12 protein-coding genes are annotated in these 17,941 nt (G+C 65.7%); 3 read left to right on the top strand and 9 right to left on the bottom strand.

Translation table 11 applies throughout. The features are described from left to right. Positions 1-52: 52 nt before the first annotated feature. Positions 53-346: a GYD domain-containing protein gene (locus tag WS91_RS27200; RefSeq protein ID WP_038746001.1), complete on the bottom strand. Its 294-nt coding sequence runs from the start codon at positions 344-346 to the stop codon at positions 53-55. Positions 347-646: 300 nt separating this feature from the next. Between WS91_RS27200 and WS91_RS36455 the strand changes: the two genes are divergently transcribed. The 3 genes from WS91_RS36455 (at position 647) to WS91_RS27190 (ending at position 4,535) form a co-directional block, all read left to right on the top strand. Continuing rightward, positions 647-1,168: a hypothetical protein gene (locus WS91_RS36455; protein WP_156432522.1), complete on the top strand. Its 522-nt coding sequence runs from the start codon at positions 647-649 to the stop codon at positions 1,166-1,168. Between the two features lie 269 nt (positions 1,169-1,437). Beyond that, complete coding sequence (locus WS91_RS27195) at positions 1,438-2,217, top strand: alpha/beta fold hydrolase (RefSeq protein ID WP_082758389.1); 780 nt, start codon at positions 1,438-1,440, stop codon at positions 2,215-2,217. Positions 2,218-3,596: 1,379 nt separating this feature from the next. Then, positions 3,597-4,535, top strand: a complete 939-nt coding sequence (locus WS91_RS27190) for a LysR family transcriptional regulator (RefSeq protein WP_081989453.1) — start codon at positions 3,597-3,599, stop codon at positions 4,533-4,535. A gap of 247 nt (positions 4,536-4,782) precedes the next feature. On the opposite strand, the gene WS91_RS27185 is transcribed toward WS91_RS27190, so the two are convergent. The 8 genes from WS91_RS27185 to WS91_RS27150 all read right to left on the bottom strand — a co-directional run bounded on the left by WS91_RS27185 (position 4,783) and on the right by WS91_RS27150 (position 17,869). After that, positions 4,783-5,700, bottom strand: coding sequence for a 3,4-dihydroxyphenylacetate 2,3-dioxygenase (locus WS91_RS27185; protein WP_059576736.1), 918 nt, complete (start codon positions 5,698-5,700; stop codon positions 4,783-4,785). 62 nt (positions 5,701-5,762) lie between these two features. Continuing rightward, positions 5,763-6,734 carry a quinone oxidoreductase family protein gene (locus WS91_RS27180; RefSeq protein WP_059671370.1) on the bottom strand — a complete coding sequence of 324 codons (972 nt, stop codon included), beginning with the start codon at positions 6,732-6,734 and terminating at the stop codon, positions 5,763-5,765. A gap of 35 nt (positions 6,735-6,769) precedes the next feature. Further along, a complete protein-coding gene (asnB, locus tag WS91_RS27175) occupies positions 6,770-8,638 on the bottom strand; it encodes an asparagine synthase (glutamine-hydrolyzing) (RefSeq protein ID WP_059671369.1) in 1,869 nt (622 codons plus the stop codon). A 43-nt stretch (positions 8,639-8,681) separates the two neighbouring features. Then, on the bottom strand, positions 8,682-10,166 hold the full coding sequence (locus WS91_RS27170; protein WP_059671440.1) for a 4-hydroxyphenylacetate 3-hydroxylase family protein: 1,485 nt from the start codon (positions 10,164-10,166) through the stop codon (positions 8,682-8,684). A 25-nt stretch (positions 10,167-10,191) separates the two neighbouring features. Further along, complete coding sequence (locus WS91_RS27165; protein ID WP_059671368.1) at positions 10,192-11,100, bottom strand: TauD/TfdA dioxygenase family protein; 909 nt, start codon at positions 11,098-11,100, stop codon at positions 10,192-10,194. Next, positions 11,097-12,155, bottom strand: coding sequence for an L-tyrosine/L-tryptophan isonitrile synthase family protein (locus WS91_RS27160; protein WP_038745988.1), 1,059 nt, complete (start codon positions 12,153-12,155; stop codon positions 11,097-11,099). The genes WS91_RS27165 and WS91_RS27160 overlap by 4 nt, the downstream gene beginning before the upstream one ends. A gap of 610 nt (positions 12,156-12,765) precedes the next feature. After that, positions 12,766-15,720, bottom strand: coding sequence for a GH92 family glycosyl hydrolase (locus WS91_RS27155; protein ID WP_059644734.1), 2,955 nt, complete (start codon positions 15,718-15,720; stop codon positions 12,766-12,768). 232 nt (positions 15,721-15,952) lie between these two features. Beyond that, a complete protein-coding gene (locus WS91_RS27150; RefSeq protein WP_059671367.1) occupies positions 15,953-17,869 on the bottom strand; it encodes an SMP-30/gluconolactonase/LRE family protein in 1,917 nt (638 codons plus the stop codon). Positions 17,870-17,941: the final 72 nt, after the last annotated feature.

Raw genomic sequence — 17,941 nt, 5'->3', positions numbered from 1 at the left:
CGTTCGGACCAGCCCGCGCTCGACCGGCCGACGCCGGCGCGCGACGCGTGCGTTACGGCAATCTGCCGATGATCGCGCCGATTTCGTTCTTCGTGAACGCGCGCAGCGTCTGCGTGCGGACGTTGCCCGCCGAACCGAGTGCGAAGCCGAACGTGGTGAGACTTTGCTCGTCGGCCGCCTCGACGACCGCGACGATATCGAACGCGCCGAGCGTCCAGTAGACCTCCTTCATTTCGCATCCGAAACTCTTCGCCATCTCCGCCACCTGACCGGCCCGCTTCGGGCTGTCCTTCACCGTGCGGATGCCTTGGTCCGTGAAGTTTGCAAGAACCACATAAGTCGCCATGACGATTCACCTTACGATTGAAACATGTCGGGATTCGAACGCGCGAGCGACGCCGCCAGACGCCTTCGCGCCAATACGATCGGAACCGTCTCGCGCGTAACTTGATTTTAGGCAATGGGATCGGCGGCGAAGGGAGGGGTTTGCACGCGTGTCGCGCGTCGCGTTTCATGTGTCGCGTTTCATGTGTCGCGCGGCGCGCGGCGAAAACGCGCTCCGGAGAATGCGGGTGCGAACACGCGCGTTCCGGGCATTTCGCATTCCGATCGTATTTCAACGACGCGCGGCCGACGACGCCGCGGCATGAATGACCGAAGAAGCGAAGGCCGATCGACATCCGCTGGCCGCGCGCCGCTTCCGATCCGCGGGCCATTCGATCCGCGCGCCGTTCGATCCGGCGGGCGCGGCAACCGCTTCCGATGCGAACGATCGGAAAAGACGACCCGCCGCCCGGCAAGGCAACGGGTCGATCAACAACACAACATGGGCCGATTGCTGCAGTTTCTTGAGATCGGAGAAGGCCGGACGTCGAATAGCCTCTCCGTCGTAAAAGTTAGACGATTCATCGCGAAACGTCTGTCAATTTTGGTCAGATCACGGGAAATCCGCATCGGCCTTCGTCAATCGCGGATCGCTGCCGACGCAGGTCGCCCGTGGCGCGCCGCACGCCGCGCACAGCGAACCAAGCGAGCCGGCGCGTCGATCACGGCATCGACAACCGCCGCGTCACGCGACGTCGCCGCCCGACAGTTCCCCGGCCAACGCCGTGCCTTCGCCGGCACGGGTCGTCCGCAACGAATCATCGGCATGTCTTCGACGACATGACGACACGACGACACGGCACGCCGCCTTCGGTTCGACCTTGCGGCCACACAACGGCCGGTATTCGGCTGCAAAATTCCGCGCGCGCGCCACGGTCCGACGGGCGTCCGGCGCCGCATCGCCACGACGCGGCGCCCGGGGCGTCCGACCGATGGCGTCGGCCGCCCCGCTGCGCTTATCATTGCGTGCGACATTGCGCCGCTACATCGACCGTGAATCACCTTTCCTCCCCCGACACCGCAACGACGCTGGAAATCTCCGGCGGCATCCGCATGCCCTACGTACGAACCGGCAACGGCCCGGCCGTGCTGTTCGTCCACGGCTCGCTGTGCGATTTCCGTTTCTGGCATGCCCAATCGAGCGGCCTCGCCGCGCATTTCGACTGCATCGCGCCGAGCCTCACGCACTATTGGCCCGCGCCGCACGCGGCATCGCTGCCGCCGTTCAGCTGGAGCACGCACGCCGACCAAGTCGGCGCGTTCATCGAACGTCTCGACATCGGCGCCGTGCATCTCGTCGGCCATTCGCGCGGCGGCTGCGTCGCATTTCACGTCGCGGCCCGCTTTCCGTCGCTCGTCCGTTCACTCACGCTCGCGGACCCCGGCGGATCGCTCGCCGGCCCGGCCGCCGAGGACGCAAAGGCGTCGCTCGACACGAAGCGCCTGCGATCGCGCGCGGTGGCGCTGATCGCGCAAGGCGAGACCGACGCCGGGCTCGAGCTGTTCGTCGATTCGGTCAGCCGTCCCGGCACCTGGCGAAAGAGCACGCGCGTCTTCCGCACGATGGCGACCGACAACGCGCATACGCTCGCCATGCAGTTGCGCGATCCGCTGCCCGCGTATGCGGCGGAAACGGCGCGCGGCGTCGCGTGTCCGGCGCTGCTGATCGACGGCGAGAAGAGCCCGGCTCACTTTCACGCGAACGTCGACGCGCTGAGCCGATGGATGCCAAACGCGTCGCGGGCCACGATCGCGGGCGCGTCCCACGGCATGAATCTCGCGCGGCCGAGCACGTTCAATCGGCATCTTCGCGAGTTCTTTCTGTCCGCGTGACGGTCGACGCGGATGCGGATGCGAACGCGAACGCCGGCAGATGCGGTTGCGGTTGCGGTTGCGGATGAGCACATCATGAGACGTGCGCGCGCCATGCCGCCGTTTTGCCGCATGGGTACGCCGTGCGGCAGGGCATCGCGCGAATCCATGACGTTCGCGCACCGGCTGCGCAACTCCGTGGCTGTGCGGTCGTGTGCCGCGTGCCGCATGCCACGAGCCGCTGACTGCTAGCTGCTGACTACTGACTACTGACTACGATCAGCCATTTCGAGCCGCTTATCGCGCCCGTCAATAAGCGATTACACCGAATCGCCGTCGATAAGCGTCACGAAAGATCATCGAGCAAATCTCGCATTCGAGTTATTAGTAACCGGAAGGTAACTCATCTTGAATATTCGATCGGCGAGACAAGTAACCTTCAGGTAACTTAATTCCTAAAAATACCGGCATCCCCATCGCATAAAAATCGACGATGCGGCACTTGTCCGAATATTCTCGATTCCGCCGAATCCATCCGAATTCGCGCATTTTCCGTCAGGATTCACTGCCTCTCACCGTGCGCCGTAGCGGTATCCCGCGTCGGCACGGCCGCCGCGTCGCCGGTCGAAATGCCGCTCCAGCCCGATTCCGCCGGCCCGGAACTCGATCGGCAACCACGTCCGAATCCTCCGCCGGCTTCACGTGCGATCCATGCAAGCGCGCTATGCGCCATAAGCACCGTAAACACATCGAATGAGGCCGAAATAATGAATGGATTCAACCGCCGCCTACGTGCAGCTCTGCACGAGATATCGACGCCCTCTCGACGAGACAATCGTCTCATATAAAATTATTTACCATTATTTTATTAAGGTCTTAAGTTGGCTATGGAATACTGACGGAGATGGTTGTAAAGCGTATGCGAGGGAGCATGGATTCCGCGGGACCGGATTGCTGCCGCATCGCATTGCCGATGAACCGATTGCCGCACATGAAGAACACGGGCCGCGATGAATGTCGGCTCGTCCGGCCCGTCTTTCGTGGATCGAGCATGCAAAGGAGGACGAACTTGACGTTCGCAGCCCGCCGCCGCGTCGGCGGCGCCGGTCGCCCGACTCGCGCCGAGCCGTCGGCGCCGGCCCGCACGTCGACAGCCGCGATTCGCGACGCGCGGATCGCGCGCGGCCGTGCGCGCCGCCTTGCCTGCCCGACGTCGCGCTCGCCCACGATACTCCCCGACGACACGCCCCGCATGCGGCGGAACAACCATCTTCCAGATCCAGCGCCGGGTTCATGTCGCCGTATTGCGATGCAGCGCACGCGCGACATCGGCGCCCCGTCCGCGACACGGCGGGCGCCGCCCGGCATTTCGAAACTTGACCGTTCTTGAGGTGGGATATATGTCCGAGGTGGGGATAAGAAATTTGAATCACCTGCGCGTTTTCATGACGATTGTCGAGAAGGGTAGTTTCACCGCGGCAGCGGAGTGCTTGAGCATGTCGAAGTCGCTGGTCAGCGAATACCTGAGTCGTCTCGAAGCCGAGATCGACACGCAGCTCGTGATGCGCAGCACCCGCAGGATCGCGCCGACCGACGCCGGCAACAAACTGTATTCGGCCTCCCAGGAGTTCGTGAGCGGCCTTCACGACGTGATCGGCAGCATCCGGTGCCTGCGCCACGAATCGACCGGCCTGCTGCGCGTCGCTGCGCCGAGCGGCTTTTCCACCGCGCATCTGAGCTCGATCGCGGCAACCTTCATTCACCAGCATCCGCAGATCGAGCTCGAGATCGTCTGCAACGATGCTGAAATCGACCTGGTCGGCGAACGCATCGATCTCGCGTTCGAAACGGGGTGGCCGAAGAAGAAAGGTTTCCGGATGAAGATGCTCGGCGCGTTCGACCAAGTGCTCGTCGCATCTACCGAGTATTCGCGCAGGCACGCGGTGCCCCGGCATCCCGACGATCTGCCCGGTTCGCACTGGATCGGGCACGGCGGGCTCGCGAATCTCAGCTATTCGGTGTTCGGCAACGGCGGCCGCTCGGTCCGGATTCAGACGAACGGCCGCCTGAAGGTGAAGAGCGTGCTGCTCGCGCATCAGATGGCGCTCGCGGGCGCGGGCATCACCGCGTTTCCCGACTATCTGGTGGCCGAAGACTTGCGGGAAGGACGTCTGCATCGGCTGCTGCCAACATGGACGATGCCCAAAGGCGGCATCTATGCGTTTCGCACGTCACCGCGGCACGCATCGGTTCGCGAGCGTCTGTTCCTCGGCGCGGTCCAGGCGTATCTGGCCCGCTTGCCCGGCGAGCAGACGTACACGGGCGCGATTCCGGTCTAACGGCGAGCCCGAACGGCCGCTTCGCGCGACACGGCGCTTGCGACGATGTTCGCCCGCTTGCCGCTTGCCGCTTGCCGCTTGCCGGGCGTCGGGCGTCGGGCGTCGGGCGTCGGGCGCGCGCAGGCGCGGGCCCGGCCGGTCGGTGCCCGCGCGCCCGAGCGGCGGGCACCGATCTCCGCCTAGCGTGGCGTCGGCGCATCGAAGGATCACGGCGCCGGGCGCTTCGCGCGCACGGGCGCCGCGACGTTCATGCGCTCGCCGCTTTCCGAGCGCGCTGCGTTGCCGCAGTCTGCGTCCAACTGCCGTCTGCCGGGCTGAACCACAAGTGAACGTGACCGGTGCCGATCCCGTTCTCGTACTCGCCGAAGCGTCGCCCCCGCGCCACGCACGCGCGCGCGCCGATCGCGCCCGCCATCATCAGATAGTGGCCGAAGTTCGCTTCCGGATTGAAACGCAGGAATTCCGGCATCGCGTCGATCACCCGGTCGTGCCGCCCTTCTTCGAGCCACGCGATCCGCCGCTCGTCGGCTGCGCGCGCCGCAGGCGTCACGATGTTCGATGCGGCACCCGCCATCCGGTTGCGCAGCTCGGCGAGCGGCCAGAACACGTGCGACAGTCCGCCCGACGCGACCAGCAACACGTTGCGCTCGAGCCGCCCGATCGCTTCCGCGACGATCTCGCCCATTCGCAGAAAATCGCCGGCGGTCGCGGTCTGGCACACGGAGACGGAAAGCCAGCGCCTGTCGGGCCGGCCGAGGTAGGTCCACGGATTGAGCGTCGCGTAATGAATCGGCAAACACGGATCGTCGACCGCGGCGATCCACGACGCGCGCCGCGGCGCCAGTTCGGCGATCGCGTGCGCGAGCTCGGGATCGCCGGCGAGATCGTAAGGCAACTGCCGGATCGCGTTCGGCATCTCGTCCGACGTGAAGCGGCCCTCGCGCCGCGCGTGCGATGTGACGACCGCCTCGGTCGTCGTTCGCCAGTGGCTGTCGAAGACGAGCACGGTATCGTAGTCGTCGGCATCGAACACGTCGCGCCGCAACCGCATCAGGCCCGTTGCGAGCGTGAAATCGCGGCCGCCGTTCTCGCGAAGCCGCGTCGCCTCCGACATCATCACGACGGGCGCGTGCGAGATCAGGCCGGCGCCGATGATCTTTCCCATAGATAGGCATCCTGTTCAATGAATGAATGAATGAGTGAGTGAGCGGGCGAAACGAAACGGCGTCACGGCACGAGCAGGAGCTTGCCGGTCGTCTTGCGCGCCGCGAGATCCGCGTGCGCGCGACGCGCTTCGGCAAGCGGATAAGTGCCGCCGATCCGGATCTTCAGCGTATCGTTCAGGATGCCGTCGAACACTTCGCCCGCGCGCCACAGGAATTCGTCGACGGTCGCGCGGAAGTGCTCGAGATACGGGCGCGTCAGCGTGAGCGAGCCGCCCCACAGCAGCCGCATCACGTCGACGGGCGGCACAGGGCCGCTCGCGCCGCCGAAGATCACGAGCGTGCCGCGCGTCCTGAGGCTCGCGAGGCTCGCGTCGAACGTCGCGGCGCCGATGCCGTCGTACACCGCGTGCACGCCCTTGCCGTCCGTCAGCCGGCGCACTTCGGCGGCGAGATCGTCGCGCGCGTGACGCAGGATCACGTCGTCCGCGCCGTTGCTGCGCGCAAGCGCCGCCTTCTCTTCGGTCGACACCGTGCCGATCACCCGCGCGCCGCGCCGCTTCAGCCACTGCGTCAGAAGCAGCCCGACGCCGCCCGCCGCCGCGTGGACGAGCACGACGTCGCCTTCGCGTGCGCGGTACGAATCGTGGACGAGATAGTGCGCGGTCATCCCTTGCACGAGCGCGGCGGCGGCCGTCCGCAGATCGATCCCGTCCGGCACGACGATCGCCTTGTCCTCGGGCACGATCACGCGCGTCGCATAGCTGCCCATCACGGTCGTCCATGCGACGCGCTCGCCCGGCTTGAACCGCTTGACGTTCGGGCCGACCGCCAGCACGCGCCCCGCGCCCTCTTCGCCCGGCGTGCCGGGCAGCGGCATCGGATATCGGCCCTCGCGGCGATACAGGTCGATGAAGTTCACGCCCGCCGCGGCGAGCTCGACGAGCACCTCGCCCTCGCCGGGATCGCGCTCGGCGCGCGTCACGTAGTCGAGGACGTCCGGGCCGCCCGTCTCGCGAATCTCGATTGCTTGCATTGATACGCTCTCCAAATGAAATGTTCGTCGACGACTCAACCGGCCGTCACGCCGTCGATTTCGACCCGATAGAGATCGAGCCAGTGGTTGAGCCGGCTGCTCGATTCGAGCAGGATTCGTTCGAATTCCGAAAGGCTTCCGGCCGCGGTCCTCGCGGTCAGATTGCGCAGCGCGTCGGCGTCGATGAACGGCTTGAGCGGCGCGCGGCCGGCGTCGATCGCCCGGTTCAGGCGGTCGATGAGGCCGCGGTCGTAGCCCGGCGCCTGAATCGACGGATACGCCGCCTTCTTGCGGTTCAGCACCGATTCGGGCAGCAGATCGGCGGCGGCCGCGCGCAGCAGCGCCTTCTCCTGGCCGTTGAACGTTTTCATCAACCACGGGATGTTGAACACGTACTCGACGAGCCGGTGGTCACAAAACGGCACGCGCCCTTCGAGGCCGCTCGCCATTCCCATCCGGTCCTTCTTGTCGAGCAGCACCGGCAGCCAGCGCGTGAGCGTCAGGTAGTGCAGCTCGCGCGTGCGGCGGTCCTCCGCGTTTTCGCCGTCGAGGCGCGGCACTTCGGCGAGCGCCGCGCGGTACAGGTCCGCTTCGTATTCGCCGAGCTTCAGATCGTCGATGAACCGTCGATGGAACAGCGCGCGCGGATCGAGCCCGCGATGCGCGCCGAGCTTGAGCCACGGGAACGTCTCGGCGCGACGCGCGCCCGGATCGGAGAACCACAGGTAGCCGCCGAAGATTTCGTCGGCCGCCTCGCCCGACAGCGCGACGCTCGCGTGCTTGCGCACCTGCGCGAACAGCCGATACAGCGACACGTCGAGATCGGCGAAGTTGAACGGCAGATCCCACGCGCGCAGCACCGTTTCGCGCACCTGGGGATCGAGCAGCCCATCCTGGTTCAGCTCGATCGTGTGATGGTCGCTGCCGATGTGTCGCGCCACTTCGAGCGCAAACGGCGCATCGGCGGTCGGGCGAATCGGGTCGGCCTGGAAGTTCCGCGTGTGGCCCGTGAAGTCGACGCAGAACGTCGACAACGCGCCGCCGCCGTTCGCGCGCCGCTGCTTCTGCGCGAGCGCGGCGACGGTGCTCGAATCGACGCCGCCCGACAGCAGCGCGCACAGCGGCACGTCGGAGATCATCTGGCGCGACACGATGTCGTCGAGCAGCGAGCGGATCGTCGCGATCGTCGTCGGCAGGTCGTCGGTGTGCGGGCGCGCCTCGAGCGCCCAGTAACGCTCTTCGACGATGCCGCCGCGCCGCACGCGCAGCAGATGACCGGGCTTCAGCTCGCGCATGCCGGTGAACGGCACCTGCCCCGGCGTGCGCAGGAACAGCAGCGCATCGCACAGCCCTTCGGACGACGTGCGCGCACGCACGTCGGGATGCGCGAGAATCGCCTTCGGCTCCGAACCGAAGATCACGCCGTCCGCCGTCGGGTAGTAGAACAGCGGCTTCACGCCGAGCCGGTCGCGAACGAGCAGCAGCTCGTCGCGCGCGGTGTCCCAGATCGCGATCGAATACATCCCGTTGAGGCGATCGACGAACGCCGCGCCCCATTCGAGATACGCGCGCAACACGACCTCGGTGTCGCAATGCGTGCCGAACCGGTGGCCGAGCGCGCCCAGCTCGGCGCGCAGCTCGCGAAAATTGTAGGTTTCGCCCGCATACGAGATCGCCGCACGCGGCAGATCGCGCGGGCCGCGCTCGGGGCTGAGCATCGGCTGCGTGCCGCGCTCGAGATCGATGATCGACAAGCGCCGGTGCCCCAGCGCAACGTGCTTGTCGAGCCACACGCCGCGCGCGTCCGGCCCGCGGCGCGCGAGCGTATCGGTCATCTCGTCGACGATCCGCGCTTCGTTGCGCAGATCGCGGCCGAAGTCGACCCATCCAGTGATACCGCACATAGCTGCTCCTTTGAGTTGAAACGATAGGGATCGACGGGGCGATTCAGTCGTGCAGCCACGGGCCGCGCGACCAGCCCGACGCGTCGTAGTCGTCCATGCAGCGCTGCGCGAACGCTTCGCAATCGGCGAGCTGGCCGAACCGGGTCGCCCACGTCAGCGAGTCGAGGCGTATCTGGTCGAAATTGCCGGAGTAATGCGTTTCGTAGACCGAATGACGCGAGCCGAACTCGCTGCCCGTCGCGTCCCAGATCAGCTTGAAGAGCTTGATCCGCTGCTCCGGCTCGAGCGCCGCGCCGCGGTAGTACGCATCGATCAGCCCCTTCACCTGCGGATCGAGCAAGTCCGCCGCGCCTGACACGGTGACGAGCGGCGAGCCGCCGAGCGCGGTTTCCATCAGCTCGCGCACGCGCTTCCAGATCTGCGGCACCTGGATGCGCAGCGCCGACGCGTACTGGAGCTTCGGCACGACGACGCCCGCCTGCGTGCGATCCGGATCGTGCGCCATCGCGGACGTGATCGCCTTCAGCAGATGCCGGAGCGAAATCAGCTCGCCGAGCGCCGCCTGAATCCCGCGGAACTGCTGCGTGCCGTTCGCCTGCGTGCCGAGCGACAACAGCCCGATCATCAGCTCCAGCTTCACCGCGAGCCGGATGCCGGATTGGAAGTTGTAGAGATTCGCGAAGCCCGACGCCGCGTAGAAGCCGGTCGCGCGCTTCACGTCGCGATAGACGAGCACGTCTTCCCACGGGATCAACGCGCGATCGAAGATCAGCACGGCGTCGTTCTCGTCGAAGCGGCTCGACAGCGGCGCGTCGAACGGGCTCGTCGCGGCGGCCTCGTACGACGGCCGGCACATCAGGCTCAGGCCCGGGTTGTCCATTCGCGCGAAGAACACGACGGCGAAGTCGTCCGCCTTGCCGGGCTCGAGCAGCGCCGACGCGACGGGCGCGACGAACGTCGCGTTGGTCAGCGCGCCGGCGGTCGCGAGCATCTTCACGCCGCTCACCACGATGCCTTGATCGGTCTCGTCGACGACGTGCACGAACACGTCGCGCATGTCGTGAATCGCCTTGCTGCGATCGAGCGGCGGATTGATGATCGCGTGATTCAGATACAGGCCGCTGCCCGAGAAGCGCTTGTACCAGTCGGCCGCGTTCTGGCGAAAATCACCGTAATAGCCGGCGCCCGCCTCGAGCCCCGACATGAACGCCGCCTTGTAATCGGGCGTGCGGCCCATGAAGCCGTAGGTCATCTTCGACCACAGCTCGATCGCGTCCTGCGCCGACAGCAGATCGTCGACCGAATAGCTCGGCTTGAAGAAGCGGTGCGTGATCTGCCCGTGCCGATCGGGCGCGGTCAGCCGCTCGCGATGCTCGCCGTGCAGCGCGTCGTACAGCGAAGCGATGCTGCGCGCCGCGTTGCGAAACGCGCGGTGCGACGTGACGTCGGCGATCCGTTCGCCGCCGAGATACACGTTGCGCCCGTCGCGCAGGCTGTCGAGATAATCGTTTCCGGTCATCAACGTCATGGTCGTCTCTCCGTCGACGAGTTGGTCAGGCTGCCGCATCGGCGGCCGCCGCGCGCTGCGGCTGCTTCGACAGATGCGGATTGCGCAGCGGCGGATCGCCGTGGATGTGCACGCGGCGCAAATGGCGGCCGGTGCGGCTCGTGAAGCTCTCGCGGCCGTGCAGCAGCGTGAAGTTGTCGGTGAGCACGACGTCGCCCGTTTGCCAGCGATGCGCGTAATGCGCGCGCGGATCGTAGAGCGCGCGCCTCAGGCTGCCGAGCAGCGCCCCCTTCTCGTCTTCGGCGATGCCGCCGAACGCGTAGCTCGATGGGTTGATGAACGTGCTGTCGCCTTCGATCGGCGGCTCGCAGAAGCGCAAGACCGGAAACTCGCGGCGCGGATGCTTCTCGACGATCGGCGCCTCGACCGTGTTGCTGTAGAGCTCCACCGTGCGCCGATAGCGGCCGTGCGCGCGCTGCCAGAGCGCGCGCATCTCGGGCGTCGCGACGCGCAGCGCCTGCGTCGTGCTCGAAAACGTCGTGCGCCCGCCGTCCGCTTCGCCGATCGCCTGCACGCACTGGAACACCTGGAATTCCGGCACGGTCTCCAGATACATGCCGTCCCAATGCAGCGGCACGTAGCTGCTCGCGAACACGTGATCGGCGGGATTCGCCTGTTCGATCAGCTCGAGCACGGCGCCGAACGGCCACATCATGATTTCGCCGAGCGTCGCGCAATAGCGCGTCATGCTTGCCGCGTCGACGAAACTGTCGAAGCCGCGCAGCACGACGAGCTGCTGGCCGCGCACCAGCGCGCGCAGCCACTCGATCGACAGCTCGCCGACGTGAACGTGCGCATGGCGCGGCTTCACCAGCACGCCGAACGAACAGGGCGCGCCGGCATCGCCCGTGAGCGGTTCGAGCGATACCGACCGCTGCATGAAAAAGTCGCTCATACGGCCTCCGAAATGATCAGGTTGTCGCCGGCATCGGCCGACGCGTGTTCGCCGCGCGCGACGGCAAGCGCAAGCAGGTCGCCGCAGGCAATCCGCGAACGTTCGATTTCGTAGTGACTCGGTCGAGCGTCGCGCATCACGACGCGGCCGCCGAGCCGCTCGACGTCGCTGCGCTTCATCAGCACGAACTGATCGCCGGCGTCGACGGCAACGCCGTGCCACGGCGTCAGCCAGTTGTCGCGCGTCGGCATCATGTGGACGCCGATCTTCGGGCTCGCGGCCGGCTGCGGATGGATCGACAGCCGAATCGCATCCGGAAACTGCGTGGCGAGGAGCGCGCCCCACGCCCAGCTACGCTGGATCACGCCGAGCGCGCGCGTCTTCGAGTCTTTCTGCAGCGCGGCTTTCGAGCCGCGATAGTCGGGCGTGAAGCCGTCCTCGAACATGAAGCGCGTGATCGCTCGATACAGCAGCGTGCCCTCCTCTTCGCCCGTCAGCTTTCGCTTGATCGCATCGATCGGGTCGGCGAATTCGTCGACGAGCAGCCGCCGCATGTCGTCGAAATTCGACGTGCGATCCGCAAACGCCTCGAAGTTCTCGAGGTTGTACGTCGACAGATGATCCGCGCGCAGATCCGCGATGATCCGCGTCAGCGCGCCCTGGTACGCGGTGATGTCGCGATCGTCGACGCGAATCAGATCGCCGAACACGCGGCCGTCCGAGCAGATCGTCAATGTCGCGCCGGGTGCGTAGAAGCGACGAATCCGCTCGCACAGATCGTTCAGGAACGACAGCGAGAGCTTCTCCGCCATGTCCGGCAGCCGCCCCAGCACCTTGTTCGGATTCGGCGATTTCGACGGAAACGCCGGCAGGACGAAGCGAACCGGCCGCGCCGCGTCGACGAACGTCCGGATTCTGGGAAGCTGAACCGCGTGGATCTGTTCGATTTCGTGACGGATGTCCGAATCCGTCGTGTATTCCGGATACCGCCGGTGAATCTCGAGAATTTCGCCCAGGATCGCCAGAGCGATCTCGTGGTTCCGGTCGTTTCTCATGAATTTCGACCTCGCTGATCAAATGAGTTGATGGCGAGGCAGATTCTATTTTTCGCATTAAATCCGATAAATACGCATTAATCGAAATGACTGTTCGGAGAATTTTCTTACGATTAAATTTAAAATGCAGCCGGGCAGTACGCGAATAATTCGATATATCCGCGCCGATAAGCCGATTGATCAAAGGAATGAAATTTCCAAAAGAAGGGCACATGAAACGATTCCGCGAGCGTCGAGGAAGTGTTCGCGGATCGCAATCAAATCGAGTGTTTTGTTTTTATGACGGACCCGATTGGATTATCTTTTGTAGATTATTTGATCAGTCGATCGTAAAACTAAAACGCCGAGACTTTCATTGAAATTCAGTCGGTGCAACGCACCGGATTGCCGCCCGACATATTCGATCGTGAAACCAGGAGGGAACAATGAGGAGATAACGCGCGTTGATCGTGGCGATTCTTCGCCAAGCGCAATAGACAATTCGCCGCTCATCGAAGCGGCATGCGGCGGCGCAGTCCGCGAAGACGCGCCGCCGCACGTCACGGGCCGCGACCGGCCCGCCTAGAATGCATCGAGCGCGTGCCACGCATCGGCATGGCGCGCGCCTATGTCAAGCCGCCACGCCGATGCCGAACACGTGCATCTTGCCCGCGCTCACCTGCCGCGGCAGCGTGACGCTCGTCACGACCTTGCCGGCCGGCAGCGGGATTTTCTGCGCGAAAACGTAAGTCTTCACGTTGTCTTTCTGCCCGTTGCCGGCGTTGCGATAAGCGGACGTCACGGCGATCGCCGACCTCGCGCTCGTGCTGCCGCCGTTCAGCGTCCAGTCGTCGAACGACAGCGTGACCTGCGCGCTCGTCCCGTCCGCGAAGTGCAACTGCGCGACGCCCGTGCTCGGGCCGTTGTTCGACGCACCCAGCACGACGACGCTCGTGCCTGCGGAGCCCGGCGGCAGCATCACGGTCTGCCCCACCGTCACCGCGTTGTCGAGCGAAGACGCGCCGCCGCCGAACACGAAGCTCGCCCCGCCGTACGTGAACGGCGCGCCGGGCCGCACGCCCGCTTGGGCGAGCGCGGCCGCCGAGTAACTGAACAGGCTGCCGTCGAAATCGGCGCCCTGGCCGTCGGCGTTCGCCGCGCCGTCCGTGCTGATGCCGCGGTTGTTGAAGCTGTCCGCCACGTCGCGCGCAACCGGCACGCCGAACGACGGCGGCGCCTCGCCCGCGCCCCATTGCGACGGCCCGTCGCCCATCTTGAAGTGCATGACCGCGCCGCCTTCGAGCGCGTCGAGCGCGATCCACGGGCTCGCTTGCGCGCGGCCGTTCACGCTGACGCTCTGTACGTAATTCGAAGACGGCGCGCCCGGCGCGCGAATCTTCAGTGTCTTGCCGCTGCCGAGCTGCACGTCGATCGCGTGGAATTGCGGACTGCCGATCGCAAAGCCCGCGACGCCCGGAATCTGCGGATACAGACCGAGCGCGGCCCACACGTACCAGCCGGACACCGCGCCAAGATCGTCGTTGCCGGGCAGGCCGTCGGGCTGCGTGCTGAACGCCGTCTGCATGATCTGCTGAACGATGCGCTGCGTGCCGGACGGCGCGCCCGCCCAGTTGTACAGCCACGGCACTTCGAACGTCGGCTCGTTGCCCATGTAGAAGTTCGGCAGGCTCATCCCGGCATTGAGCACCGTGAAGAACTTGTCGAGCCGCGGCACGACCGCCTGATTGCCGCCGAGCTGCGCGAAAAGGCCCGCGGGATCGTACGGCACCATCCACGTGTATTGCTCCGCGTTGCCCTCGACGTAATTGTCGGTGCTGCCCGGCGTTTCGGCGATCCACGCGCCGTTCGCCTGACGCGCGGCGACGAGCGGCGGATTCGACGACGCGTTCAGCAGGTTCTGCCAATACGCCGAGCGCCCGAGCAGCATCTTCTGCGTCGCCGTGTCGCCGAGCGCGCCCGCGAAGCGCGAGATCGCGAAATCGCTGCTCGTGTATTCGAGCGTCGACGATGCGATGCCCCACTCGCCGCTCGTGATGTAGCCCGTCTGCAGATAGCTCGCGCGCCCGCCGTTGGTCGTCACGCCCGCGCATGCGGTGCCGGGAATGTTCGCCATCCTGATCATGTGCGCGAGCGCGCCGCGCGCGTCGAAGTTGCGCGCGCCGAATGCATACGCGCTCGACACCATCAGCGAGCCCGCGTCGCCCGGCATCACGCCGTCCTCGACGTTGTCGTTCACCCAGTGCGGAATCGCGCCGCACTGGTCCGCATCGTTGACGAGCGACTGGATCATGTCGCTCGTCTCGCGCGGGAACAGCACGGCCTTCAGTTGGATCAGCGAGCGATAGATGTCCCAGCCGGAGAAGCTCGAGTACTGAGCGGCCTGGCCATTCGCAACCGCGTGCACCTGCTTGTCGAAACCGACGTACTGGCCGTTGACGTCGCTGAACACGCTCGGCGCCCACAGCGCATGATAGAACGCGGTGTAGAACTTCTTCAGCGCGTCGGCATCGGTGCTCGACACGCGGATCGCGCCTAGCCGCTCGTTCCACGCCGCATCGGCGAGCGCGCGCACGCCGTCGAAATCCCACGTCTTGTTCTCGGCGTCGAGATTCGCCTTCGCGTTGTCGACGCTCACGTACGAGATCCCGATCTTCATCTGCACGGTCGCGCCCGAATCGAACGCGAGCTTCGCCACGCCGCGCGAGATCGACGACGTCGACGCGAACGGCCGGTCGAACGTCGCATAGAAGTACACGGGCACCGGCACCGAGTTGCCGCAGAAGCCGCCGCCCACCGTGCTGCCGGAGATCGCGCTCGACGACACGCGCGTGATCGCGCCGCTCGTCGACGCCTTCGTGTTCGTGCGCGTCGCGTCGAGCACGAGGATCGCGGGCTTGCCGGCGGGATACGCGAAGCGGCCGAAGCCGGTGCGCAGCGTCGCCGTCAGCTCGACCTTGATCTGCGAATCGAGCAGCACCGAGTAATAGCCGGGCTTCGCGGTTTCGTTCGCATGGCTGAATGTCGGCGCGAGCTTCGTCGCGTCGGTGGTCGGCATCACCGGGAATTCGCCGTTGTTGCCCGCGCAGCCCGCGCCGCTCATGTGCGTGACGCTGAAGCCCTGAATCGAGTTCAGGTCGTAGTAGTAGCCGGCGGGCGAACCCGGCTCCTTGCTGCCGGCGGGCGCGGGCGTCGTGTTCGTATCGGGCGCCCACTGAACCATGCCCGACGGCAGGCCCGCCGCCGGCACCACGCTGCCCGCCTGCCCGGCCGGCACCGGGTTCGGCGAATTGCTCGCGAGCGTGCCGATCAGCGGGTCGACGTATTGGGTCAGCGAGACGGCGCGAACGGCGTCATCCGTTTGCACCGCGTTTGCCGCAGCGCCGTTCGCACCCGTCGCGGCCAGCGAGGACGCCGTCGCGGCGGGGCCGCCGTCATCCCCTCCACAAGCCGCGAGCGCGCAAGCAACGGCCATCGCGACGCCCAGCCTGACGAATCGATTCATGATTGTCTCCAGTTCTTGTGCTTCGTTTTCGAGCGGCACGATCGACGACGCGTCGACGGCCAATCGTGAATCTCGACTGTGCTGGAAGACTAGGACACGGGAAGTTTCTTCGTCAATGAAATGAAGGGTGATGTAATGTTTTTATCAGATTTACTAAACGATGCGAAACATCGTGCAACACGGCGCTTTTACTTCGCACGCTCGCGCGACGCCGCGCCCGCAAGCCGGACGGCGACGTGCCGGCATCGCACGCCGCCCGGCTTCCGTCCGTTTCGATCCGGCGGGCCGCTCGCCGTCACGGCCGCCAGCGATAGACGACGATGCTCGATCCGTTGTAGTTGTCCTTCGTGATCACGTATTCGCCCGTCGACCGCAGATACGCCCTGATGCCGTACATCGAATCGACGTCGTTGCCGACGTCCATCACGCCCGTGTTCGAGTTGATCAGCGTGGTGACGAGCTGGCCCGTGTTGAGATCGAACACGTCTACGTTCGGCACGGTGTGCACGTAGCCGACGAACAGGTACTTGCCGGCCGCCGCGATCGACTTCGGATTCGGGCTCGTGAGCGTGATGACCGGATTCGGCTGTGCGACGTTGCCCGCATTCCAGCCGTGATACACCTCGATCCGCCCGTTCATCGCGGTCCAGTCCCAGCTCCCCGCGATGCCCTGCGCGAGGATCATCGTATCGCTGTCGGACATGTAGAGGATGCGCGCCGTCGGCTGGATGCTTGCCGGCGCCGGAATCGACGCCGGCGCGCCCCACGTCGGCTTGCCGCTCGAGTCGAAGCCCGTCAGCGGATAGTGCGAGATCGCGTTCGTTCCGTTGAGGCCGGCCCACACGTCGCCCTTGTTGTCGATCGAGAATCCGGCCGTCACCTGCAGCGTCGTGTTGAACGCCTTGCCCGGCAGCGACGCGTCGGGAATCGCGATGTAGCCGCTCGCCGCGTTGAAGTGATAGAAGTTGAAGTTCCCCGGATTCTGCCCCGACGCGACGAGGATCTTGCTGCCGCCGACGCCGACGAGCTGGCCGAAGTGCTGGCCGCGCTGGTAATCGTTCATGTCGAGGCGCGGATCGGACGGATACGTGAACGGATCGACCGTGTTCGCGACGAAAGTGCCGCCCGCCGTGCCGGCGTAGACGTTCATTCCGCTGTAGAACAATGCGCCGTCCGTCGTCGGGTCCGGCGCGCCGATCGCCTCGAAGTTCAATGCCTGCAGCTTCCACCGCACGTTGCCGAAGGTATCGTAGGCATGAATGTCGGTGGCGCCGTTGCGCCCGAGATCCCAGCCGCCGCCCCACGGATTGTTGAGCACGTACAGCGTGCCGGAGGAGTCCTTGCCGATGCCGACCACGCGCGTGAAGCGCTTGTCGCCGACCTGCCCCTTGATGCCGGTCGTCGTATCGAGGTAGCCGCCCTGCACGCCGAACGTGCCGGTTTGCCTCGGCGTCCCGTTGATCGCGTACAGCTTGACGTTCATGTCCGGGCCCTGATCGCCGACCATCAACTGCCGCTTCGACGCGTCGTAATACAGCGACGACGGCCGCGACGCCGTCGGCATCTGGATCGTGTTCATCAACGCGCCGGCCGGGCCGTACTCGACGATCTTCGCCGCGTTCTTCTGCGCGACCCACAGGTTTCCGGCATCGTCGAGCGCGAGCGCGCCGGGATTCGCGATGCTGATGTCGCGCTGCCAGACGCCGTCCGTGGTGAAGACGCGCACGCGATTGCCGAAGAAGTCGCTTGCGTAGAGCAGCGTGCCCGCCGTTGCGAGACCGGTGATCACGTCGGCGCGGCTCACGGCGTTCCACACGCTGACGTTAATCACGAGATCGCGCGCAAGCGTCGTCCGGTTGTAGCGCCCGACCGATCCGCTGCCCTGCGGGGTGCCGTACTGCAGCGCCGCGAAGATCGACGTCGCGTTGCCCGTGATCGCGCCGCCCTGGAACTCGGCGTGCGAGCCGATCGAGCCGAGACTCTTGCCGTTCTGGTAGATCGCGACGCCGCCCTCGTTCTCGTCCCAGAAGGAAGCCGTATAGACGACGCCTTCGGGCGACACCCACATCGACCGCGCGTTGTTGCCGACGTGCGACGCGATGGTTCCGTAGGTGTTCGCCAGCCAGTCCGTCGTGTATTGCGCGTGCGTTGCGTGCGCCGCGAGCCCGATGACGGTGCCGACGCATGCGGCGCGGAGTCGTTTCTTGACCATGAGTGATGCTCTCCCTGATCTGCCCCATCGACAAACAAAATATAGGTCGCCGGGTATGACATAGGTGAGTAC

It is taken from the genome of Burkholderia sp. MSMB1498 (assembly GCF_001526245.1).
Taxonomy (GTDB): Bacteria; Pseudomonadota; Gammaproteobacteria; order Burkholderiales; family Burkholderiaceae; genus Burkholderia; species Burkholderia savannae.
Note: the sequence above shows the minus strand (reverse complement) of the source record. Positions and strands in the feature narration are given on the sequence as shown.